We start from the raw sequence: 23,369 nt of genomic DNA, 5'->3' as shown, positions 1-23,369 counted from the left end.
AAAGCAGGCCCGATGAGGAGACTCGAATTATTTGAGGTACAGAATAAAATGACCCGCAACGGGTTACAGACTGCCGTTTTTCCAGAACGCTGGCTGTTTCAGTGCCTGCTGACGATGAGCATCCAGCCACACTTCCTGATGTTCAACAATGGCTTCACGCAGCTGCTTCCAGACCAGTAGCCAGCCGTTAACAGTAGCAGCATCATAGGCACCAGCCAGAAGATGAACTGCCAGCACCTGGCGGTGCAGGCGTGTCAGTTTGTCCTGATACTCGCCCGAATGGTTAAGATGAGCGAACGTCTCTTTCAGATCGGCAGCAATGCGGCCCAGCATAATATCGCTGAAACGTTTGAAAGAGCCTTGCAGCTTGGCATCTGCTTTTTGATCAACAAACTGACGCCAGCGCTCAGTGGCAATCCAGTTAGTAAGTGCTAACTGAGTTTCCAGCCAGAGTGGGCTGAAACAGATTTTTTGTGCATCTGGCGCTTCATCCAGCAGCGCCTCTTCCAGCAGCGTCAGCTTCTGGCGGAGTTCGCTACTGGCTTTGCGTGGCACCAGCGCACCGTAAAGTGAGAATGTCTGGCGCAGCACTTCCAGCGCATCTTTCACTTCATTCAGAGCGCCAGTGTTGCCACGAAGCCACAGCTCTTCGTGATACTGCCACTGACTTAACGCCAGAAGAAATGCCGCACGCATTCCCTCTTCCACCGTTGCTTTCGGCTTCACTTTCAGCAATGGAACCGGGCGCAGCGGGCGCGGCTGATTGCCCTGGGCCAGCGCATAGCCACGTGCCGCTTTACTCAGACTACCGAGGCGCAGCCCTTCTATGGTCGCCAGTTCTGCGGCAAAGGCCAGCAGGTCATCACGCTGGCCGCTTTTCAACTCCAGCTCAACTTCCCTTAGCGGTTCGCTTAGATCACCTGAACTGATATCACCACAGTCGTAAGCTACTTCTATCTCGCTTTGCAGGTAAGTAACCACCCACTTTTCACGCACAAAATGTGTGCTGAACAGCGCATTGAGCTGCTGCTGTAACATGGCAAGATCGGTTCCCGCAGGCCAGACTTCAGCAGGCAGTTGCTGAATATCCAGCTCGGGTTTTTCCAGCGCAACATTATATTCCGGACGCTGGTGTAGCCCACCGATGGTCTGTCCGGCAGTTTTCAGCGTCATTTCATAACGGTCACCGAAGCCGCGAATGCGCAGCCCCATATCCCAGCGGCGCAGCTGGCTGTCAGCCGTTTCATAATAAATATTCGTCAGCGACTGCCCGGCAGTGTACTGGAGGGGCCAGGCATTAAGCTTATTGGCGATTTTTGCAGCTGCTTCAGGCGCAGCAATGAACTTTAATTCGATTTCAATGGTCATAGTGTCTTATTTACGTCGTTAACGGCACAGTAAACGGTTAAGGTATCTGATTATGCTCGCATTGATTGCGGCGATCGTTCCTTTTTACCCATGAAGAGTAATGCACATGAGACAGCACTGTCTCGGGTTTATTACGTTTTCGCGCACAGGCTCGCAAGCCGTTTGAGACCAGGATAGTTCTCATTCAGCTTTCTGTGAGGCAGCTCCAGACTGTGCAATTACTTTTTTAAAGCCCTTAAGCAAAAAGAGTTCGAATGAAAATAACTCACCTCATTGGTCTGACTTTGCTCACATTGAGCGCTGCGGCAACCGTCCACGCCGAAGAAAAACGTTTCATCTCCGACGAGCTTTCCACCTGGGTTCGCAGCGGCCCCGGCAATGATTATCGTCTGGTGGGCACGTTGAACGCAGGTGAAGAAGTCACCCTGCTACAGTCGAATGAAAGCAGCCATTACGGACAAATTCGCGACAGCCAGGGGCGTACCACCTGGATCCCCCTGGCCCAGCTGAGTCAACAGCCTAGCCTGCGTACCCGTGTTCCGGAACTGGAAGAGCAGGTGAAACAACTCACCGCTAAACTGGCTAACATCGACGGCAGCTGGAATGAGCGTACCGCAAATATGCAAAAAAAGGTTGCTGGCAGCGATGATGCAATCAACAGCCTGAAAGAAGAGAATCAGCAGTTGAAAAACCAGCTGGTAGTAGCGAAGAAAAAGGTCGACGCTGCAAATGTCCAGCTGGATGACAAACAGCGTACCATCATTATGCAGTGGTTTATGTATGGTGGGGGCGTAGCGGGAGTTGGTCTGGTACTCGGCCTGCTGCTGCCGCATATGATCCCGCGCAGGAAGAAAAGCGACCGCTGGATGAACTAATATCCCATCAGGCTATGTTCAGGGTATCTGCGGATGCCCTTTTTGCCGTGTCTGTGATTTATCATTTGTGCAACACGGATGTTATAGTGTGACAATTATTATTCAGTTAATTCTGTTTACCTGCCTTCTGGAGACCCGCAGTGAAAACTTACCTTGTCGGCGGCGCCGTGCGCGATGGACTATTAAATTTGCCGGTGAAAGACAAAGACTGGGTGGTGGTGGGTGCCTCTCCTCAGCAAATGCTGGAGCAGGGTTTTGAACAGGTAGGCCGCGATTTCCCGGTCTTTCTTCATCCCTCAAGCCATGAAGAGTACGCGCTGGCGCGCACTGAGCGTAAGTCTGGCAGCGGCTATACCGGTTTTGTCTGTTATTCCGCTCCCGATGTTACGCTGGAACAGGATCTGGCCCGGCGCGATCTGACGATCAATGCTATCGCACAGGATGCAGACGGTCACTATTACGATCCCTACGGGGGGCGTGAGGATCTGCAAAAACGCCTGCTACGCCACGTCTCTGAAGCCTTTAATGAAGATCCGCTGCGGGTACTGCGCGTAGCGCGTTTTGCCGCCCGCTACGCCCATCTCAATTTTCGTATTGCCGATGAAACGCTGGATCTGATGCGCTCTATGGCACTGAGCGGAGAGCTCGCTCACCTTACGCCAGAGCGGGTTTGGAAAGAGACGGAAAATGCCTTGCAGACGCGTAATCCACAGGTCTTTTTCCAGGTACTGCGTGACTGTGGTGCGCTGGCGGTGTTGTTCCCGGAGCTGGATAATCTGTACGGCATTCCCGCTCCGGCAAAATGGCACCCGGAGATCGACACCGGTGTGCATGCACTGATGACGCTGGCTATTGCGGCACAGCTCAGTCCGGAGATTGATATCCGTTTTGCTACGCTGTTCCATGATGTCGGCAAGGCTTTAACGCCGCCGGAAAAATGGCCAAGCCATCACGGGCATGGCCCGGCTGGCGTACCGCTGGTCGCGGCTCTCTGCGAGCGCCTGCGCGTACCGAATGCGGTGCGTGACCTGGCGTTACTGGTGACCGAGTTTCATGACCTGGTTCATACGGTCGAGAAGCAGTCAGCAAGCGCGCTGGTAGCGTTGTTTGACCGTCTGGATGCCTGGCGCAAACCACATCGCGTAGATCAGATCGCCATTACCAGCGAAGCCGACGCACGTGGCCGTACCGGATTCGAGAACAACCCGTATCCTCAGGGAGATTACCTGCGCGAAGCCTGGGCGGTAGCGTTGAGCGTGTCGACTAAAGAGGTTGTTGCTGCGGGGTTCAAAGGTTTGGAAGTACGTGAAGAGTTAACGCGTCGTCGGGTAGCTGCTTTAGAGAACTGGAAAACGAACAGGGGCCAGGCATAACTGCCTGGCCCGTTTAATCATCAGGATTACAGCACGAACACCGCGTATACCGCTGCTGCCACAATAAAGCGATAGATGGCAAACGGGATAAACGAAATACGTTTGATGATATGCAGGAAGCTCTTTATCGCAATCAAGGCGACGATAAACGCGGTGACAAAACCGACAGCGAACATCGGGAAGTCAGCCATCGTCAGGAAGCCCATACTCTTGTAGAGATCCAGACCGGTTGCGCCGATCATCATCGGCACCGCAAGCAGGAATGAGAACTCAGACGCGGCATACCGGCTGACTCCCATCAACATTCCGCCCGAAATGGTCGCCCCTGAGCGCGAGAAGCCCGGCCATAACGCCAGACACTGGAAGCAGCCGATAATAAACGCCTGGCGGTAGGTAATATCATCCACGCCTACTGCTTTCGGCTGCTTTGGCTTCAGAAGCTCTGCCGCAATCAGCAGCACACCGCCAACAACCAGCGCGTACATCACGTTTACCGGATTAAACAGCGTTTTGATCTTATCGTGCAACAGCAGACCAATCGCCACGGCAGGCACCATTCCCAGCATAATATGAATCAGCGTCAGTTTACCCTGCCCGACTCCCTCATGTTTAACTTCACCAAAGTGAATGCCAATCAGGCCGAACAAACGACGCCAGAACATCACCACCACGGCCAGAATCGAGCCAAGCTGAATAACAACTTCAAAGGTCTCCGCTTTTTCACCTTCAAATCCCAACAAATGACCCACAATGATCATGTGCCCGGTTGAAGAAACGGGAAGAAACTCCGTCAGCCCCTCAACGATCCCAAGTATTGCTGCCACCAATAGCTGATGAATATCTGCCATCAAATCAACCCCTAACCCTATTAAAACCATTAAAAAGGCGGTCGCTTTACGCTTCCGCCAAATTCTGCGCCGACGAGATGAAGGCAACCTTAAGACAGACCATAATGTCGTTTGGTTTCATGTCATGGCAATGAAATTGGTTTTATTTCGGATTAGTCCCGCGTTCGATGATGACACCAACCTGTTGCGCCTGGGCCACCGCACCGGGTTTACTGACCTTGATCCTGACCCAGGGCGAATTGAATCGTTCCAGCAACAGCGAGGCAATCTCTTCCGCCACCCGTTCTACCAGTGCGAATTTCCCCTGACTGACATGGTTAATAATTACTTCTGAGACATCGGCATAGCTCAGACAGTCGTTAACATCGTCACTGGCAGCTGCTTTACGGTTGTCCCAGGCCATTTCGACATCGAACACCAGTTTCTGCTGAATCGTCTGTTCCCAGTCGTAAACGCCAATGGTAGTGATGACGGACAGTTGATCAATAAATACGATATCCATGATACGTCTCTCTGTTTTTGTGGTTGCCGGATACCATCCCCGGCGGTTTATGCGTATTATCCACAGATGATGACAACAAAACGACCCCAACAGGACGGAACGGTGTTATGAGTGTATTCGCGCTTGGCATGATCATTTTCGCGTATCTGTGTGGCTCCATCTCCAGTGCGATTTTGGTCTGCCGACTGTTCAGATTACCGGATCCACGTCACAACGGATCGGGTAACCCAGGAGCTACCAACGTACTGCGCCTCGGTGGCAAAGGTGCTGCTGCAACGGTGCTGGTGTTTGATATCTGCAAAGGGATGCTGCCTGTCTGGCTGGCTTATCACTTTGGTGTCACCCCTCTTTATCTTGGCCTGACCGCGATCGCGGCCTGTCTCGGCCACATTTACCCGGTATTCTTTCATTTTAAAGGCGGTAAAGGAGTGGCGACGGCGTTTGGCGCTATCGCGCCGATCGGCTGGGATTTGACTGGTTTAATGACGGGTACCTGGCTGCTGACCGTGCTGTTAAGCGGTTACTCTTCGCTGGGTGCGATTATCAGCGCACTGATTGCGCCCTTCTACGTCTGGTGGTTTAAGCCTCAGTTTACCTTCCCGGTTGCCATGCTCTCCTGCCTGATCCTGTTACGTCATCATGACAATATTCAGCGCCTGTGGCGCGGGCAGGAAACCAGAATTTGGAAGAAGAAAAAGAAGAAACCGTAAGGGCACAGGCGAGGCATGCCTCGCCCCTACGTTAGTGGAAAAGGCAGGCTGTTCTTTTGCGGGGCCAGGTACAGCTGACCCAATGTAAACGGCTAAGGCAGACTTGTTCTTTCACAGGGGTCAGGCACGCCTGACCCAGGCCCAGCAGATCAGATTGCTGGCAGTTCAGCCAGCGGCCAGCGCGGCCGTACGCTAACGCTGAGATCCGCATGTGCATCGCCTTTCAGACGCACCATACCGGCGTAGGCAATCATCGCACCGTTGTCGGTACAGAATTCAGGGCGAGCGTAAAACACCTCACCACCGCGTTTCTGCATCATCTCAGCCAGCTTGCTGCGCAGCGTGCGGTTAGCGCTGACGCCCCCGGCAATCACCAACCGTTTGAAACCACTCTGATCAAGCGCACGACGGCATTTAATCGCCAGCGTATCCACCACCGCATCTTCAAAAGCACGCGCAATATCAGCACGGGTCTGCTCACTATCGTCGTTATCACGAATTGTGTTGGCAGCAAAGGTTTTCAGGCCGGAAAAACTGAAGTCCAGCCCCGGGCGGTCGGTCATAGGACGTGGAAAGACAAAGCGTTTTTCCACTCCTTGCTGCGCCATTTTCGACAGCATAGGCCCGCCCGGATAGTCCAGCCCCAGCAGCTTGGCAGTTTTATCGAACGCTTCACCTGCCGCATCATCCACCGACTCCCCTAACAGGGTATATTCACCAATACCCGTGACGCTGATCAGCTGCGTATGGCCACCGGATACCAGCAGTGCGACAAACGGGAAGTCCGGGGGATTATCTTCCAGCATAGGTGCCAGCAGATGCCCTTCCATGTGATGCACAGCAATGGCCGGAACATTCCAGGCAAACGCCAAAGAGCGACCAATGGTCGCCCCTACCAGCAGAGCGCCCACTAACCCCGGACCTGCGGTATACGCCACGGCGTCGATATCCTGCGCATGTAGCCCGGCTTCTTTCAGGGCCGCCTGAATTAGCGGAACGGTTTTACGCACGTGATCGCGCGAAGCCAGTTCCGGCACCACACCACCGTAGTCGGCATGGAGTTTGACCTGGCTGTAAAGTTGATTGGCGAGCAAACCGGCCGCATCGTCATAAATGGCAATACCGGTTTCATCGCAGGATGTTTCAATTCCGAGTACACGCATGGCTTTTTTCACCTCATTCTTGCGGCGCGCAGTGTAGCATGAAGGCGCTTTCACGGGCGGCAAATTTACCCTGCAGCCGCTTACGCCTTGTACAATAAGATGATTTTTTTCCCACAACAGGGGGCTGATTGGTGTATAATCTGTCCCCTGAAAAAAACCGGCAGCCGCACAGGCCTATCTGTTGGTTACTTAATGCTATGGTGCTTTACAACTAAGCCTGTGTTGGAGTAAAATTCCGCACCATTTTGAAATGAGCTGGCACCGATGTCAGCAGCAAAACCGAATTTATCGAGGTGAGAGTTACATGCCGGTAATTAAAGTACGTGAAAACGAGCCATTCGACGTTGCACTGCGTCGCTTCAAGCGTTCTTGTGAGAAAGCAGGCGTTCTGGCTGAAGTTCGTCGTCGTGAGTTTTATGAAAAACCTACTACCGAACGTAAGCGCGCTAAAGCGTCCGCAGTAAAACGCCACGCGAAGAAACTGGCTCGCGAAAACGCACGCCGCACTCGTCTGTACTAATATCCTGGGGGCTTGCCCTCATGCTTCACAGACAAGTAAGTAGTTATCAGGCCGTGCTTCCGGAAGGAATGCGCGGCTTGTTGTCGTTTACGAACCATTAATAGATGCTTCAATGTTACTGCGGTAACGTTCTGTTTTGATTCCTAAACGCCAACGCTGCGTGCAGTGGCCCAGCCAGGCGCCAGACCCATGGATGGTGGCCGGATATAGCCAGAAGCTGAAAGATAAATGGGGGAATCCCCGAAAGATTTCGGCTGCTGACAAAGCGGCAATGGATTGAATCACCGGGAGCTTACACAGATAAGTGACCCGGTGAACGATGGCAGCGGCCAGAAGCTGAAAGATAAATGGGGGAATCCCCGAAAGATTTCGGCTGCTGACAAAGCGGCAATGGATTGAATCACCGGGAGCTTATACAGATAAGTGACCCGGTGAACGATGGCAGCGGCCAGAAGCTGAAAGATAAATGGGGGAATCCCCGAAAGATTTCGGCTGCTGACAAAGCGGCAATGGATTGAATCGCCGGGAGCTTATACAGATAAGTGACCCGGTGAACGATGGCAGCGGCCAGAAGCTGAAAGATAAATGGGGGAATCCCCGAAAGATTTCGGTTGCTGACAAAGCGGCAATGGATTGAATCACCGGGAGCTTATACAGATAAGTGACCCGGTGAACGATGGCAGCGGCCAGAAGCTGAAAGATAAATGGGGGAATCCCCGAAAGATTTCGGCTGCTGACAAAGCGGCAATGGATTGAATCACCGGGAGCTTACACAGATAAGTGACCCGGTGAACGATGGCAGCGGCCAGAAGCTGAAAGATAAATGGGGGAATCCCCGAAAGATTTCGGCTACTGGCAAGGCGGCAATGGAGTGAATCCCCGGGAGCTTACACAGGTAAGTGACCGGGGTGAACGACGGCAGCCAACGCGGCCAGAAGCTGAAAGATAAAGGGGATTTATGGCTGGGCGCATTCCGCGTGTATTTATCAATGACCTGCTTGCTCGCACGGATATCGTTGATCTTATCGATGCCCGGGTTAAGCTGAAAAAGCAGGGCAAGAATTACCACGCATGTTGTCCTTTTCATAATGAGAAAACGCCTTCGTTCACCGTAAACGGTGAAAAGCAGTTTTATCACTGCTTCGGCTGCGGTGCTCATGGTAACGCTGTCGACTTCCTGATGAATTACGATCGTCTGGAGTTTGTTGAAAGCATTGAAGAGCTGGCTACCCTTTATGGGCTTGAAGTGCCGTATGAAAGCGGCAGTGGCCCCACCCAGCTGGAGCGTCATCAGCGTCAAAGTCTTTATCAGTTAATGGCCGGTCTGAGTGATTTTTATCAACAGTCACTGACACAAAATGCAGCAGCGGGTGCGCGCGACTATCTGGCGCAGCGTGGTCTGAGCGATGAAGTCATTAAGCATTTTTCTATCGGTTTCGCTCCGGCAGGCTGGGATAACGCGCTGAAACGCTTTGGCCGCAATCCTGATGATAAACAGTCGTTGATTGATGCCGGCATGCTGGTTACTAACGATCAGGGCCGCAGCTACGATCGCTTCCGTGAGCGGGTGATGTTTCCAATCCACGATAAACGTGGACGAGTAATTGGTTTTGGTGGCCGCGTACTTGGCGATGCAATGCCAAAATATCTCAACTCACCTGAAACCGATATTTTCCACAAAGGCCGCCAGCTTTACGGCCTGTATGAAGCGCTAAAAAACCACCCTGAACCCGCCAAACTATTAGTTGTCGAAGGCTATATGGATGTGGTGGCGCTGGCACAGTTTGGCGTTGATTATGCCGTAGCGTCACTGGGCACCTCGACCACCGCAGAGCATATTCAGCTACTGTTCCGGGCAACCGGTACGGTAATTTGCTGTTATGACGGCGACAGAGCTGGCCGCGAAGCCGCCTGGCGCGCGCTGGAAACAGCATTACCTTACATGAATGACGGTCGTCAGCTACGCTTTATGTTTCTGCCTGACGGTGAAGACCCGGATACGTTGATACGTAAAGAGGGTAAAGAAGCGTTTGAAACGCGGATGGAGCAGGCGATGCCGCTCTCCTCGTTTCTGTTTGACACGCTAATGCCTCAGGTAGACTTACGCTCTCCTGACGGACGTGCGCAGCTGAGTACACTGGCGCTGCCGCTGATAAGCCAGGTGCCGGGTGAAACCTTACGTATCTATTTGCGTCAGGAGTTGGGCAATAAGCTGGGCATTCTTGATGACAGTCAGCTTGAGAAATTACTGCCCAAGCAGGCGGATAATGCAAAACCAGCACCGCAGCCCCAGCTAAAACGCACAACCATGCGTATACTTATCGGGCTGCTGCTACAAAATCCGCAGCTTGCCACCATGGTACCGTCACTGGATGGGCTTGAGCAGTCAGAAATACCTGGTTTCCCACTATTTGTGGAGTTAGTGAGCACTTGCGTAGCTCAACCTGGCCTGACAACCGGACAGCTACTAGAGTTATATCGCGGAACAAAATTTAGCCAGCCCCTTGAAACCCTGGCAACCTGGAACCACATGATCGTAGATGATGAAGTGGACACCATGTTTAAAGACGCACTGGCCAGTATGTATGACGATGCGCTGGAACGCAGGCTCGAAGATCTCATCGCCCGCGACCGCACCCACGTACTGAGCGCAGAAGAGCGCCGCGAGTTCTGGACATTAAGTCAGGCTCTGAAGAAGCAGTAAACAATTATTTATCAAATAAGGTTTTACCTTATTTCACAAAATTCAGAAGCGTTATCGACGCGGTCAGTTCAGGTGCTGCCAGTGCACTGAAACCACAGTCTACTTACTAAAAGTACGTGAGGGTTTCGAGCACTGCCCAATCCTGAAATGACAAGCAAGTACGATAGCTTCGAGACAAGATTAAAGCGGCTTAGGTGCCGAATATCCGTCAGGCAGCCCCTGACAGCCGCCATGACGGGCAGCGGCAATAATCCAAACGCCCTCACTGTTATTGTTGGCACGTTAGCCGACCCGACACCAATCTAATTTAACAGAAGTGTGGATACCGTCTTATGGAGCAAAACCCGCAGTCACAGCTTAAGCTACTTGTCACCCGTGGTAAGGAGCAAGGCTATCTGACCTATGCCGAGGTCAATGACCATCTGCCGGAAGATATCGTCGACTCCGATCAGATCGAAGACATCATTCAGATGATCAACGACATGGGCATCCAGGTAGTGGAAGAAGCGCCTGATGCCGATGATCTGATGCTGAATGAGAACAACAACGATACGGACGAAGACGCTGCCGAAGCAGCTGCTCAGGTATTATCCAGCGTAGAATCTGAAATCGGACGTACAACTGACCCGGTGCGCATGTACATGCGTGAAATGGGTACAGTTGAACTGCTGACGCGCGAAGGCGAGATCGATATTGCGAAGCGTATCGAAGAGGGTATTAATCAGGTTCAGTGTTCCGTAGCTGAATACCCGGAAGCCATCACCTATCTGCTTGAACAGTATGATCGTGTTGAAGCAGGCGAAGCGCGCCTGTCCGACCTGATCACCGGCTTTGTCGATCCAAATGCTGAAGCTGAGATCGCACCAACTGCTACTCACGTTGGTTCAGAACTCTCTGCTGAAGAGCGCGACGACGAAGAAGAAGAAGATGAAGAAGACGACAGCTCCGACGATGACAACAGCATCGATCCGGAACTGGCGCGTGAGAAATTCAACGATCTGCGCGTACAGTACGAAATCACCCGTACCGTGATTAAGGCTAAAAGCCGCAGCCACGCCGACGCCATCGCTGAAATTCAGAATCTTTCTGACGTATTTAAACAGTTCCGCCTGGTGCCGAAGCAGTTCGACTTCCTGGTGAACAGCATGCGTACCATGATGGATCGCGTTCGTACTCAAGAGCGCCTGATCCTGAAGCTGTGTGTTGAAATCTGTAAAATGCCGAAGAAGAACTTCATCACTCTGTTTACCGGCAATGAAACCAGCGAGACATGGTTCAAAGCTGCGCTGGCGATGAATAAGCCATGGTCTGAGAAGCTGAACGACGTCGCCGACGATGTTTATCGTAGCCTGACCAGACTGCAACAGATTGAAGCAGAAACTGGCCTGACGATTGAACAGGTTAAAGATATCAACCGTCGTATGTCCATCGGCGAAGCGAAAGCGCGCCGTGCGAAGAAAGAGATGGTTGAAGCTAACCTGCGTTTGGTTATCTCCATCGCTAAAAAGTACACCAACCGTGGCTTGCAGTTCCTGGATCTGATTCAGGAAGGCAACATCGGTCTGATGAAAGCGGTAGATAAATTTGAATACCGCCGTGGTTATAAGTTCTCAACTTACGCCACATGGTGGATCCGTCAGGCAATTACTCGCTCTATCGCGGATCAGGCACGTACCATCCGTATTCCGGTGCATATGATTGAGACGATTAACAAACTCAACCGTATTTCGCGCCAGATGCTGCAAGAGATGGGCCGTGAGCCAACGCCGGAAGAGCTGGCAGAGCGTATGCTGATGCCAGAAGATAAAATCCGTAAGGTGCTGAAAATCGCTAAAGAGCCGATCTCTATGGAGACGCCGATTGGTGATGATGAAGATTCACATCTGGGTGATTTTATCGAAGACACCACGCTGGAGCTGCCGCTGGACTCTGCTACTTCTGAGAGCCTGCGTTCAGCAACCCATGACGTGCTGGCCGGTCTGACCGCTCGTGAAGCGAAAGTGCTGCGTATGCGCTTCGGTATCGATATGAATACCGATCACACACTGGAAGAAGTTGGCAAACAGTTCGACGTAACGCGTGAGCGTATTCGTCAGATTGAAGCGAAGGCGCTGCGTAAACTGCGTCACCCAAGCCGCTCTGAAGTGTTGCGCAGTTTCCTCGACGATTAATCGAGGGTTCGCGCAAAAATGGCTCCTCTTTGAGGGGCCATTTTTTTTACCTGCGTTCTGCTATACCCGGAATCATTCGCGATGAAGGTTTATATACCCCGCGCCTTCAGCGCCAAGTCCAGCTCTGCATAGGCGGCGGTCATCGCCTCCTGAGAGGCACGGTTCAGCCCGCTGGGATTGGGCAGCACCCACACCTCCGTCTTGCCGAGCGTCAGCGGCTGCCTGCCCCACTCCACCTTGCTACGACGGAAAGCCTGCTGATAAGCCTGCTTACCCAGCACTGCCAGCGCCGCCGGCTGATAGCGCTCTACCTTGCTTACTAGCGCCTCTCCACCGCTGCGTAACTCACTGCCCGCCAGTTCGCTGGCCTGCACGGTCGGGCGCTCCACCAGCATCGTTATGCCGCAGCCGGTATCCAGCAGCTGCTGCTCCTGCTCAGGACGGAGCTGGGTATAAGTGAATCTCGCCTGAAAAATCGTTTTCCAGAAGCGGTTACCCGGATGAGCAAAGTGATAGCCGCTGTGTGCGGAAGATTTACCCGGGTTAATGCCGCAAAACAGCACCCGCAAGCCGGGCTGAATGATATCGCTAATGCCATGTGATTCGATGATAAATTCCTCCCTGACGGCAGCCTCACGGGAAACAGCAGCCCGCACGGCTTAGATTGCCGCGATCACCGCTGCGGTGATCTCTGTGGTTTTCATGCCGTGATTTACCTGTTGCTGTGCAGTGACCGTCTCCACTGCCTCAAGAATAGCTCTGGCGGCCGTCGTCTCACCCAAATGTTCCAGCATCATCGCGGCCGACCAGATCGCAGCGACAGGATTGGCAATCCCCTGCCCGGCGATATCAGGAGCAGAACCGTGCACCGGTTCGAACATTGATGGCACCGTCGGATCCGGATTCAGGTTAGCAGAAGCCGCATAGCCCAGCCCGCCCTGAATGGCCGCACCGAGATCGGTAAGGATATCGCCAAACAGATTAGAGGCGACGATAACATCAAGGGTTTCCGGATTCATCACCATGCGCGCGGCAATGGCATCAATATGATAGCGATTCACCGTTACATCCGGGTAGTCGCGGGCGACCTCTTCCGTCACTTCATCCCACATCACCATGGTGTATTTCTGTGCATTCGATTTGGTTACCGACGCCAGGCGCTTGCTGCGTTTTTGCGCCATCTCAAAACCATAGCGCAGGATACGCTCCACGCCGCGACGGGTGAAAATAGAGGTTTCCACCGCGACCTCAGCCGGTGTGCCCTGATGGAGACGCCCGCCAGCACCGCTGTATTCACCCTCGGTATTTTCACGGATGCAGAGAATATCAAACTCACTTTTACGTAACGGGCCTTCCACACCGGCCAGCAGACGGTGCGGCCTGACGTTCGCGTAGAGGTCGAACTGCTTGCGGATTGGCAGCAGCAGCCCGTGCAGCGAAACGCTATCCGCCACTTTTTCCGGCCAGCCCACGGCACCCAGCAGCACGGCATTAAACTGACTCAGCGTCTCAATGCCGTTCTTTGGCATCATCTCGCCGTGCTCCAGGTAATACTCACACGACCAGGGGAACCATTTGCCGTTCAGGGCAAAATCAAATCGCTTCGCGCTGTGCTCCAGCACCTGCCAGGCTGCTTTTGTCACATCCACACCGATACCGTCACCGGGGATCACTGCCACTTGATAGCTTTTCATGACTCTCCTTGGATTAATAAGATAACCATCAGAGTGATATCTTCGCCCAGGTGGCTAATTTGTGCTGCTTTTTTCGCGTTGTCAGGCGGCAGATGCTGCCGAATAAGCAGGCTGTGCACATGCGGCATTTTGCCGATGGAAGATCATATGGAATTTAGAGGATCTGCTGGATCCCCCAGATCGCCAGCGCATGATCCTCATGAGAAGGCAGCCCGCTGACGGTCACGGCACCGATCACGCCACCGTTCGCCAGCAGCAGCGGAAAGCTGCCGCCGTGGTCGGTATAACGCTGTTGATCGATATAGTTCATCTGATCCATTGCGGTGCCCTGTGCACGGTTTAGCTCACCGGTATAAAGCGACGAGTGCGCATTCCTTAGCACGCTGCGGCGCTTGCGGGCGATCCACTCCAGATTTTCAGCACTGGAACCGCTAAGGGCACTGCTGAACAACACCTGCCCGAAGGCATAAACTTCGATGGCAACAGGCAGATTGTCACTGGCGGCGCGTTCGCGCAGCAGGCTACCGATTTTCCACGCGCTATCAAAATCAAACTGGCTGACGCGAACAGTGGCTTCCTGCTGTAACAGAGTTTCAAGGCTGGGGATTGCTGACATGATTTTCTCCTGAAAGGGTAATAAATCTGCCTTGCAGGATAAATGACATTAAATTTTCACTGAATCAAAAAAAGAAATAAAAATTTTATTTGGGAGGGAGATCAAAAATTGCGCTGCAACGGAAAGTAATAACGGGCCGCAGGCGACCCGTTGATAACGCTAGCGGAATACGCTGATCGCTTCAACCAGTCGTTCGGCCTGATGTTTCATCCGCTGTGCGGCCAGCGCCCCCTCACTTACCAGTGCGCTGTTATCATGGGTAAGACGATCCAGTGCCTCAACGGCCTGGCCCACGTCCCTCAGCCCGGCGCCCTGTTCAGCGGTAGCCACGCTAATCTGCTGCAACAATTCAGTGACGTTTTGCACTTTCTCTACAATATCGCCAATCGCTGTTCCGGCCTCATGTACCTGCCCGGCACCGGACTGCACCTTGAGGTTACTGGCCGCAATCAGATTACGTATCTCGCTGGCAGCTCCGGCGCTGCGCTGCGCAAGGCTGCGTACTTCACCGGCCACCACGGCAAAGCCTTTACCCTGCTCTCCGGCTCGCGCTGCTTCCACCGCTGCATTCAGCGCCAGGATATTAGTCTGGAAGGCAATGCTGTCGATCAGGCCGGTAATAGTGGCAATCTGACGCGAACTTTCGGCAATTTCGTCCATTGTCACCACCACATCTTGCATCACCTCTCCACCTTTAACGGCGGCACTGCTGGCTGTGCGTGAGAACTGATTCGCCTGTTCGGTGCTTTCACCATTGCGCTGAACTGCGCTGGTCATCTGGTTCATGGTGCTGGCCGTCTGCTGAACGCTGGCCGCCGTCTGCTCAGTATGGCTGCTGATTTTATCATTACCACGCGCCAGCTCATCGCTGGCCCGGTGAACATCCAGCACCTGGTCGCTGACATCATTTAACAGCCAGCGGAACATCAGCCCCAGCTGCCCCACCGCACGCAGCGTGGTACCAATCTCATCCACCCGATCAAGATGATCAACATGCGGGTTGGCCCCGGTCGCCACATTCAGCGCCTGACGGCACACCGCAGCCATGGGCCGGGCAATCTGCTGTTGCAGCCAGCTGTCCACCAGCAGAGCCATCAGCCCTGAGAACAGCGTAAACCCACCCAGCATCATCCCTTCCAGACCTGCCACCGCAGCTGCTGCCACCAGCGGCAGCCACATGGCCAGCACCGCACTGCGAATGCGCCAGCGTAGCGACATGGTTTTCATTACGGTAAGGCCACGCAGCCAGCCACTACGCAGCAGCAGGCCACGATGCAACCGCCACCCCTTCAGCCGCCCCTGATTCATTTTTTGATACAACGCCTCAGCCCCGCGTACCTCTTCCGCCGAAGGTTTGACGCGCACCGACATATGTCCCTGAATCTTACCGTTGCGGATCACCGGCACCACATTGGCACGCACCCAATAGTGGTCACCATTTTTGCGACGGTTTTTCACCAGCCCCGTCCAGGGCAGTCCCTGATTCAAGGTGGCCCACATATCGGCAAATGCCGCTTTTGGCATATCAGGGTGGCGCACCAGGTTATGGGGCTGACCGTCGATTTCACTACGGTCGTAGCCACTGACTTCGATAAAGGCGTTGTTCGCGTAGGTGATATAGCTACGCGCATCGGTGGTGGTCATCAGGGTGGTATCGTCGTCGAGCAGATGTTCCTGTTGAGTCACGGGCTGGTGGGTGTTCATATAACGACCTTGTTATGATTGTATGTATTTTGCAGGAATTAAGCAGGGGTTGTCGGCAGGATGTAACTAAATCTTTAATAATTTTCATCTAATTTGTGCGGCAGCTCACGACTGCCGCGCTAAATCAGACTCTGGAAAACGCCTCACGCAGCCAGTGAATAAAACCACTGACCGCGCGTGGAACCTGAGCAGACCAGGGTCGCACCACATAAAGCATATCGGCAAATGCACCGACGGCATGCCACTGCGGTAATAATTGCACCAATGAACCATCCTTTAGCGCCGCTTGAGCACTGAAGTCCGGCAACAGCGCAATACCCAGCCCCTCTAGGGCAGCATCACGAATCGACTCGCTGTTATTGGTGGCAAACGGCCCGCTGACATTTACCGCCACGCGCTCACCGCCCGTCAGCGGCTGGAAGCTCCAGCGCGGTGTCTCCACCCCTCGTGGATAATAGAGGCACAGATGCTCACTCAGCGCCTGCGGATCCTCAGGGTGGCCGTAGCGGGCAAGATAAGCCGGTGACGCCACCACCACCGCGTGAGTGCGACACAGCGGCAGGGCGACGTGAGTTTCCGGCAGGCTGTCGCTATGACGGATCGCCAGATCAAAACCTTCGCTGGCAAGCGATACCAGGCGATCAGACACCTCCAGCTGCACGCGCACCTGAGGATGCTCACGCAGAAATGCGGTGATATGCGGCACCAGCTGCTGACGGGCAAACGCCACGGGAGCCGTCACACGCACCAGCCCGCGCAAGGGGCCGGCAGAGTCGCGTACGCTGAAAAAGCTCTGTTCAATCTGGGCGAAAGGCGCACGCAGATCGTCCACCAGTTTCTCGCCGGCGCTGGTAAGACGCACACTGCGCGTAGTACGAGTCACCAGCGGCACACCGGCCAACTGCTCCAGCTCTTTTATCTTCTGTGACATCGCCGCTTTACTCACTTCCAGCCGTTCGGCGGCGGCAGTAAAACTGCCCTGTTCAGCCAGCACCGTCAGCCAGTGCAGGTGAGTCCATAATGCATCAGTCTTCAGCTCTTTCACGGTATTGTTCACTATAGTAAATAATCAATTCAAGTATAGCGCTTTTTCCCGGCGGAGATTATGGGTAAGTTGGTTCCCAGAGACAGAGGCAAAGAGGCCGCTTACACCCCCTCTTCAGCTATAAATTCCACCGGTAAAATCGAGGTTTATATGCCATTACTGCAATTTGATGTCATTCAGGGTCGTTCAGAATCAGAGCTGAAAACTCTGCTGGATGCCGCACACCGTGCGGTACTGGCTGCGTTCAAAGTGCCGGAGCGCGATCGCTACCAGATTGTTCACGAAAACAAAGGCTATCAGATGGTATTTGAAGATACCGGGCTAGGCCTCCAGCGTACCGATAATCTGGTGATGGTGCGGGTCGTTACCAGCCCACGCAGCAGCGAGCAGAAACAGTTCTTTATGGCGGAGCTGTGCCGTGAGCTGAAGGAGAGCTGCGGTATTCTGCCCTCTGATGTAATGATCACCTTTATTACCAATGACAAAGGCGACTGGAGTTTCGGCAACGGCGTAGCGCAGTATCTGAACGGCGAACTGTAAGAGCCGTCAGACAGGCAGCCGTTACCTGGCATAACTGTGCAGCCCTTCTGCCCCGGTAATACAGCGTGGCGTCAGCACTCAATCAGAAGTCATAACGCAGACGGACGAGGTTCATATCGCCCAGCTTGTCGGTGCTGGAGGTGAACACATGCTCATAATCCACGCGGAAGCCATAATAGAGTTTAAAGGTGATCCCCAGCCCATTATCAATGCGCAGATAATCGCGCCCTGACATATACTCCAGGCGGTCACCCATCAGGTACGGCATCACCGACTTCAGCCCAAATCTTCCTACCGGCACGGTATACCCGGCGAGGTACTCAATTCCCCATGCATTACCGGAGAAGTAATGATGCACATCTGCTTTTTTGGTGGTAAGGAAGTTATGGTACCAGCCGCCTCCGACGGCAAACGTCCAGCGATTTGGCGTCCAGCTGAAAGCACTACCGATAATATGATGATCATAAGGCTTATAATCATGATTGCGAGGGTTGCGCATTTCTGCACGGGTGTGGCTCCACGCAACGCCCCACGTCAGGTCTTTGGTGAAATGGTAATCCACGCCTAAAGAACCACCGCTTTTACGCTTGTAACGCAGGCCGTCTCCCGGCAGATATTCATTATCAGCGAACAGATATGAGGCATAAACATCAGCCTTGCCAATAGTATTGGTATATTTAAGCATCTTGCGGCCACGATATGAGCCATCATAGTCGCCACTAACGCCATTACCCGGTGCCTGGGCGATCATATCGTAATCCCAGATATCAGTTTTCACACCGACAATATCGTAATACACACTGTTCTGCTGACCGTAAGTCAGCTGGCCCCAGGTATCATTTTTCAGACCGGTATACAGCATACGACGAGTGGTATTACGGGCCCCCTCTGCATGGTGATGATTCCATCCTAATACTTTCGGAATATTGACGCCCAGTTCATAAAAATTGACCCAGGTAATACCATCAAAAAGGTAATAGTCAGCGGCGAAACGGAAACGGGTTCCTCCATCAAAAAGTGTCCTTTTATAGGAACCTTTATCCCCATCTCCCGTCATATTATTGCTTTGAGGGCGGATACTGCCCCCTACGGTAACGTTAAGGCGACCTAACGGGTTGTCAGCCTGTAGATCCTGCTTCAGTAAGGTAATTTCAGCCCGGGTAGCGAACGAAGCACTGCCAAAAAGCATCCCCAGACCGATAGTCTGGGTTAATACCCGCATTGTTTTTAACATTTTTCATCCCTGCGTAATAAAGTTAAATAATTTGCAGGAAAATAGTAACCGGAATAAGTTTTAAAAAAAGCCATCAACTTTATGTGTTTGTGCTGTTCACCGCAAAATAGCTTTAAAGAGTATTTCTATAAATACATTTATTTATACAATTAACCTTATTGTGCTTTATTTATGCTTTTAAAAAAACGGTTGTACCTATCTGATTGACTTTGTGCGTTCCGTTAACCTCACCGCTCCTTTTTTCAGCCCAGTGACCAACCCCGGCACAGTCGTTCTGCTGTTCCCCTGCTTAATGACCCATTATTAACAGCAACCGGAGATGAAATTATGTGAGCTAAATCTGAAATTTATGATTATTCTGGTGCACAGGAAATGGTTAGCATTATTTACTTTCCCTGCAACCAAAATCAGGAAGATACCCGTCATGCTTCAGAGCAGGCATCCTCTCTGACAGGCTGCAACGGTGTCATTCCCCCGTTGCAGCCTTGCTAAGTCAGGGTTTTCGTGTTGCGTACTACGCTTATCAATCATCCGGATTTCTGCGCGATAACTTAAACGAAGGTTAAACAACGGCGATACAGCAGCCTCTAAACCCACATTTCGCTGTTACCACCGAATATTGCCAGGGATAATTTGTTGCGTTAAGTTACTTCGTTAAATTTTAATTTCTCACCTCGCAGACACCTGACAGGGATTGCGTCACAGACAGGGTAAGATCGATCTAATGGTTTCAGAATGGGTATCGCTACTATTTTTTATCGCTTCAGTCTCGCTCTACACATGGAAGGCAGGGCGGCATAAGCTATGGTTTTTCGCGGTGCTGGCACTGCTTGGGATCTATATCATTCTCAATGCTTCGCTGTTCGCCAGTAATTACTTTACCGGTGAAGGGATTAATGACGCGGTCATTTATACCATTACCAGCAGCCTGAGCGGTGCCGGGCTGCAAAAGTATATTCTGCCAGCGGCCGGGCTATTAATAAGTTTATTCTTACTATTTTTATTATTATCCTGGGTATTACGCCTGCGGAAAAGCCACGACTACAGTCAGCTGTATAGCGTTCTGGCGCTGGTTCTGGCTGCGGCATCGATTAAAACCACTCCAGCCTATCAGCAGGTCACCGCGCTGATTAAGTCGCAGGTCAGCAAGGGCGACTCGGATTTTGACACCCATTATCGGGTGCCGGGTACCACCCTGCGCGGCGACCGTCCGAACCTGGTCTATATCTATGCAGAGAGCCTGGAACGCACCTACTTTGATGATAAAGCATTCCCCGCGCTGGCTCCGGAGTTGAACAACATCAAAAACAGTGCGGTGGATTTCAGCAACACCGAACAGCTTCCCGGCACCGAATACACCATTGCAGGAATGGTGGCATCGCAGTGCGGTATTCCGCTTTTTGCGCCGTTTGACGGCAACGCCTCCAGCTCGCTCTCGGCTTTTTATCCGCAGAATGTCTGCCTTGGCGATATCCTCAAATCTGCCGGATACCAGAACTATTTTTATCAGGGTGCCAGCCTGAGCTTTGCCGGTAAGGATCTGTTCCTCTCATCCCACGGTTTCGACCATCTGTACGGTTTCAACGAACTTAAGAGCGTGGTGAAAGACCCCAAATACCGCAACGACTGGGGCTGGTATGACGACACGGTACTTGAGCTGGTATTTGATAAATACGTGGAGCTGGCACAGAAAAATCAGCCGTTTTCGCTGTTTGCCCTGACGGTTGATACCCATCATCCTGACGGATTCATCTCGCGCAGCTGCCAGCGTAAGTCTTACCATTTTGACGGCAAAGAGAATAAATCTTTCGCTGCGGTGGCCTGCGGTCAGGAGCATATTGCGAAGCTTATCGAAAAAATACGCGCCACTCCGTACTTTAAGAATACGATTATCGTGGTCAGCTCCGATCATCTGGCCATGAATAACACGGCCTTTAAGTACCTTAATCAGCACGATCGCCGTGACCTGTTCTTTATGCTGCGCGGTGACGACGTCAGCAGCCGGGTGATCAGCGTCAAGCGCAATACGCTGGATAACGGGGCCACGGTGCTGGATGCGATGGGGGGCGATAACTTTATTGGTCTGGGCCGCAGCAGCCTGTCGTCAACGTCCCTCTCGGCGACCTATCTTAATATCAAAGAGAAGATTAACCAGTGGAAGCCGGATGTCATCGGGCTGTGGAACTTCCCTAAAACCATCGCTGACTACAAAGTCGATACCGAAAAAAACACCTTCAGCTTCTCCGGCTCCCATTTCAAGCTGCCGCTGCTGCTTTCGGTGATGCCGGGTAAAATAGAACCTAAGCTGGATACCTGGCTTGCCACGCCGCTAAAACGACAGCTGGCTAAGTTCGCGCCTGACGACAAGTTTGTCTGGATTGATCGCTGCTATAAGATCGGCAGCGTCTGGGATGAGAAACTGGCAATGAACAGCGGCCTGTGCGTGGCAAACGGCACGCTGAATGCGGTTCCGACCATCAGCGAAATTCAGCCCGGCAGCACGCTGGGCAGAATCACCTTCCCGAAAAAAAATACGCGCAGAGACGAGCAGTATCAGCGTAGCGTGACCCGTCTGAACATCGACGATATCAACCTGAAATATCACTCTGATACCATTCTGTTTAATCTGCCAGGGCTGCCGCAGCAGGTACAGAAGGTATCGGGGCTATCTTACGTTGAGTCCTGGGGACGCTGGTCTGATGCCAATCTGCTACCGCAGGTCAGCGTACAGTATCTGGAACCGCTGCCTGCTGCCTTTACGCTGACCCTCACCGCGCGGGCGTTCGGTGATAATGCGCTGCGCCCGATTACCATTAAGGTTGGTGGGTGGCAGCAGGAGGTAACCTTTGGTGAGCACGACAGTACGTTAACGCTTCAGGTAAATAATCCAACAGGCGCGCGCAGCATTGTCATTACTCCACCAGCACCAGTGGAGTCCAGCGTTGGCGTTATTGACGGTTTCGCCGCAAGAAAACTGGGTGTGGGCCTTGTCAGTCTGCGGGTAACTCCGCAGCCCTGACAGGGCACGTTTTCACCACAGGAAAGACTTGCAGATATAATCAGAAAACCTACTATAAAGCGGTTATCCATTTACTGACAGGGATGCATGCCCGTTGAAATCATCGTTTTATGCTTTTCTGCTGCTCCCTGCACTGGCACTGCCACTGCAAAGCCTGGCGCAAACTAAGCCAGATCCGCTTCTGGCGTCGCAGACGGTCGAACGCTACGCCGACAATATTTTCTATAACACCAAAGCCAGCGGTATGGCGATAGTTGCTATCGATGCTAACCAGCGGATGTTTGTCAGCCGCGGAGTTACACGCCCTGGCAGCTCACAGCGCCCGCAGAAAGACTCGCTGGTGAGGATCGCCTCACTCAGCAAACTTATGACCAGCGAAGTCATGGTCAAACTGGCCGAAGAGGGCCGATTAAAGCTCAACGATCCGCTAAGTAAGTATGCACCACCCGGCAGCAGCGTACCGAGCTTTAACGGCCAGCCTATACGTCTGATCAACCTGGCCACCCACACCAGCGCGCTGCCGCGTGAACAGCCCGGTGGAAAAGCAAACCGCGCCGTGTTTACCTGGCCGACCAATAGTCAGCGCTGGAACTGGCTGCGCACCGCAAAGCTTAAATGGGCACCGGGCGAACGGGCTGGCTACTCCAACCTCGCCTTTGACCTGCTGGGCGATGCGCTGGCGCGCGCCGGGGGCAAACCCTATCCTGCGCTGCTTCAGGAAAAAGTGACCCGCCCGCTGGGCATGAAAGACACCACTTTTACGCCTTCCACTGAACAGTGCGGCCGCCTGATGGTTCCGGCAAAAAGCCCGAGCCCATGCAATAACTCGCTGGCCGCCATCGGCAGCGGCGGCGTCTATTCTACCCCGGATGATATGGGCCGCTGGATGCAGCAGTTCCTGGCTTCCGACGTATACAGCCGTAGCCCGCAGGCAGACCGTCTGCAAACCATGATTTACCAGCGTAATCAGTTAACTAAAGTCGATGGTATGGATGTACCCGGCCGCGCTGATGCGCTGGGAATGGGCTGGGTATATATGGCTCCCCGCGACGGCCGTCCGGGAATTATTGAAAAAACCGGCGGCGGTGGCGGGTTTATTACCTATATCGCCATGGTGCCGCAGTACAGCGTCGGCGTCTTTATCGTGGTCGCCCGCTCACCGGAAACCCGTTTTACGCCCATGAGTGACGGTGTAAACAACCTGCTGACCGAACTTATCGGTAATACTTCAGGCAGCGCTCAACTTGCTGCCAGCATCATGTCTAACTGATTCTCTTCGCTGC

General features: G+C 53.0%; 19 protein-coding genes. 9 read left to right on the top strand and 10 right to left on the bottom strand.

Annotated features, from left to right (window positions below):
- Positions 1–63: 63 nt before the first annotated feature.
- Positions 64–1,368: a CYTH domain-containing protein gene (locus GN242_RS02880; RefSeq protein WP_154753041.1), complete on the bottom strand. Its 1,305-nt coding sequence runs from the start codon at positions 1,366–1,368 to the stop codon at positions 64–66.
- A gap of 254 nt (positions 1,369–1,622) precedes the next feature.
- On the opposite strand from GN242_RS02880, the gene GN242_RS02875 reads away from it, so the two are divergent.
- Positions 1,623–2,243 (top strand): TIGR04211 family SH3 domain-containing protein, encoded by a 621-nt coding sequence (locus GN242_RS02875; RefSeq protein ID WP_154753042.1) that lies wholly within the window; start codon positions 1,623–1,625, stop codon positions 2,241–2,243.
- A gap of 140 nt (positions 2,244–2,383) precedes the next feature.
- On the top strand, positions 2,384–3,616 hold the full coding sequence (locus GN242_RS02870; protein WP_156286880.1) for a multifunctional CCA addition/repair protein: 1,233 nt from the start codon (positions 2,384–2,386) through the stop codon (positions 3,614–3,616).
- 26 nt (positions 3,617–3,642) lie between these two features.
- Here the strand turns inward: GN242_RS02870 and bacA are convergent, their stop codons facing one another.
- Together bacA and folB are read right to left on the bottom strand one after the other, a co-directional pair.
- Positions 3,643–4,464, bottom strand: a complete 822-nt coding sequence (gene bacA, locus GN242_RS02865) for an undecaprenyl-diphosphate phosphatase (protein WP_154753043.1) — start codon at positions 4,462–4,464, stop codon at positions 3,643–3,645.
- A gap of 142 nt (positions 4,465–4,606) precedes the next feature.
- On the bottom strand, positions 4,607–4,966 hold the full coding sequence (gene folB, locus GN242_RS02860; protein WP_154753044.1) for a bifunctional dihydroneopterin aldolase/7,8-dihydroneopterin epimerase: 360 nt from the start codon (positions 4,964–4,966) through the stop codon (positions 4,607–4,609).
- A 107-nt stretch (positions 4,967–5,073) separates the two neighbouring features.
- On the opposite strand from folB, the gene plsY reads away from it, so the two are divergent.
- A complete protein-coding gene (gene plsY, locus GN242_RS02855; RefSeq protein WP_154753045.1) occupies positions 5,074–5,676 on the top strand; it encodes a glycerol-3-phosphate 1-O-acyltransferase PlsY in 603 nt (200 codons plus the stop codon).
- Between the two features lie 149 nt (positions 5,677–5,825).
- Here plsY and tsaD read toward each other — a convergent pair whose 3' ends face one another.
- Positions 5,826–6,839 (bottom strand): tRNA (adenosine(37)-N6)-threonylcarbamoyltransferase complex transferase subunit TsaD, encoded by a 1,014-nt coding sequence (gene tsaD, locus GN242_RS02850; protein WP_154753046.1) that lies wholly within the window; start codon positions 6,837–6,839, stop codon positions 5,826–5,828.
- Positions 6,840–7,143: 304 nt separating this feature from the next.
- Between tsaD and rpsU the strand changes: the two genes are divergently transcribed.
- The 3 genes from rpsU (at position 7,144) to rpoD (ending at position 12,234) form a co-directional block, all read left to right on the top strand.
- A complete protein-coding gene (gene rpsU / locus GN242_RS02845) occupies positions 7,144–7,359 on the top strand; it encodes a 30S ribosomal protein S21 (RefSeq protein WP_001144069.1) in 216 nt (71 codons plus the stop codon).
- A gap of 958 nt (positions 7,360–8,317) precedes the next feature.
- Entirely contained in the window at positions 8,318–10,063 is a 1,746-nt protein-coding gene (gene dnaG, locus GN242_RS02840) for a DNA primase (protein WP_154753047.1), read from the top strand.
- Between the two features lie 332 nt (positions 10,064–10,395).
- Positions 10,396–12,234, top strand: coding sequence for an RNA polymerase sigma factor RpoD (gene rpoD, locus GN242_RS02835; RefSeq protein WP_154753048.1), 1,839 nt, complete (start codon positions 10,396–10,398; stop codon positions 12,232–12,234).
- Between the two features lie 89 nt (positions 12,235–12,323).
- On the opposite strand, the gene mug is transcribed toward rpoD, so the two are convergent.
- From mug to GN242_RS02810, 5 genes are all read right to left on the bottom strand, one after another.
- Positions 12,324–12,842, bottom strand: a complete 519-nt coding sequence (gene mug / locus GN242_RS02830) for a G/U mismatch-specific DNA glycosylase (RefSeq protein WP_156288170.1) — start codon at positions 12,840–12,842, stop codon at positions 12,324–12,326.
- Between the two features lie 51 nt (positions 12,843–12,893).
- On the bottom strand, positions 12,894–13,928 hold the full coding sequence (locus GN242_RS02825; RefSeq protein WP_156286879.1) for a tartrate dehydrogenase: 1,035 nt from the start codon (positions 13,926–13,928) through the stop codon (positions 12,894–12,896).
- 154 nt (positions 13,929–14,082) lie between these two features.
- Positions 14,083–14,544 carry a heme-degrading domain-containing protein gene (locus GN242_RS02820; protein ID WP_156286878.1) on the bottom strand — a complete coding sequence of 154 codons (462 nt, stop codon included), beginning with the start codon at positions 14,542–14,544 and terminating at the stop codon, positions 14,083–14,085.
- A 159-nt stretch (positions 14,545–14,703) separates the two neighbouring features.
- Positions 14,704–16,248: a methyl-accepting chemotaxis protein gene (locus tag GN242_RS02815; protein WP_156286877.1), complete on the bottom strand. Its 1,545-nt coding sequence runs from the start codon at positions 16,246–16,248 to the stop codon at positions 14,704–14,706.
- Positions 16,249–16,372: 124 nt separating this feature from the next.
- Complete coding sequence (locus GN242_RS02810) at positions 16,373–17,293, bottom strand: LysR family transcriptional regulator (protein ID WP_156286876.1); 921 nt, start codon at positions 17,291–17,293, stop codon at positions 16,373–16,375.
- A 150-nt stretch (positions 17,294–17,443) separates the two neighbouring features.
- Between GN242_RS02810 and GN242_RS02805 the strand changes: the two genes are divergently transcribed.
- A complete protein-coding gene (locus GN242_RS02805) occupies positions 17,444–17,833 on the top strand; it encodes a tautomerase family protein (protein WP_154753052.1) in 390 nt (129 codons plus the stop codon).
- A gap of 82 nt (positions 17,834–17,915) precedes the next feature.
- On the opposite strand, the gene GN242_RS02800 is transcribed toward GN242_RS02805, so the two are convergent.
- Positions 17,916–19,067, bottom strand: coding sequence for a porin (locus tag GN242_RS02800; RefSeq protein ID WP_154753056.1), 1,152 nt, complete (start codon positions 19,065–19,067; stop codon positions 17,916–17,918).
- A gap of 724 nt (positions 19,068–19,791) precedes the next feature.
- On the opposite strand from GN242_RS02800, the gene opgB reads away from it, so the two are divergent.
- Positions 19,792–22,086, top strand: a complete 2,295-nt coding sequence (opgB, locus tag GN242_RS02795) for a phosphatidylglycerol--membrane-oligosaccharide glycerophosphotransferase (RefSeq protein ID WP_154753057.1) — start codon at positions 19,792–19,794, stop codon at positions 22,084–22,086.
- Positions 22,087–22,180: 94 nt separating this feature from the next.
- Positions 22,181–23,356, top strand: a complete 1,176-nt coding sequence (ampH, locus tag GN242_RS02790; protein ID WP_156286875.1) for a D-alanyl-D-alanine-carboxypeptidase/endopeptidase AmpH — start codon at positions 22,181–22,183, stop codon at positions 23,354–23,356.
- The last annotated feature ends 13 nt before the right edge of the window (positions 23,357–23,369 follow it).

It is taken from the genome of Erwinia sorbitola, from assembly GCF_009738185.1.
Classification (GTDB): domain Bacteria; phylum Pseudomonadota; class Gammaproteobacteria; order Enterobacterales; family Enterobacteriaceae; genus Erwinia; species Erwinia sorbitola.
Note: the sequence above shows the minus strand (reverse complement) of the source record. Positions and strands in the feature narration are given on the sequence as shown.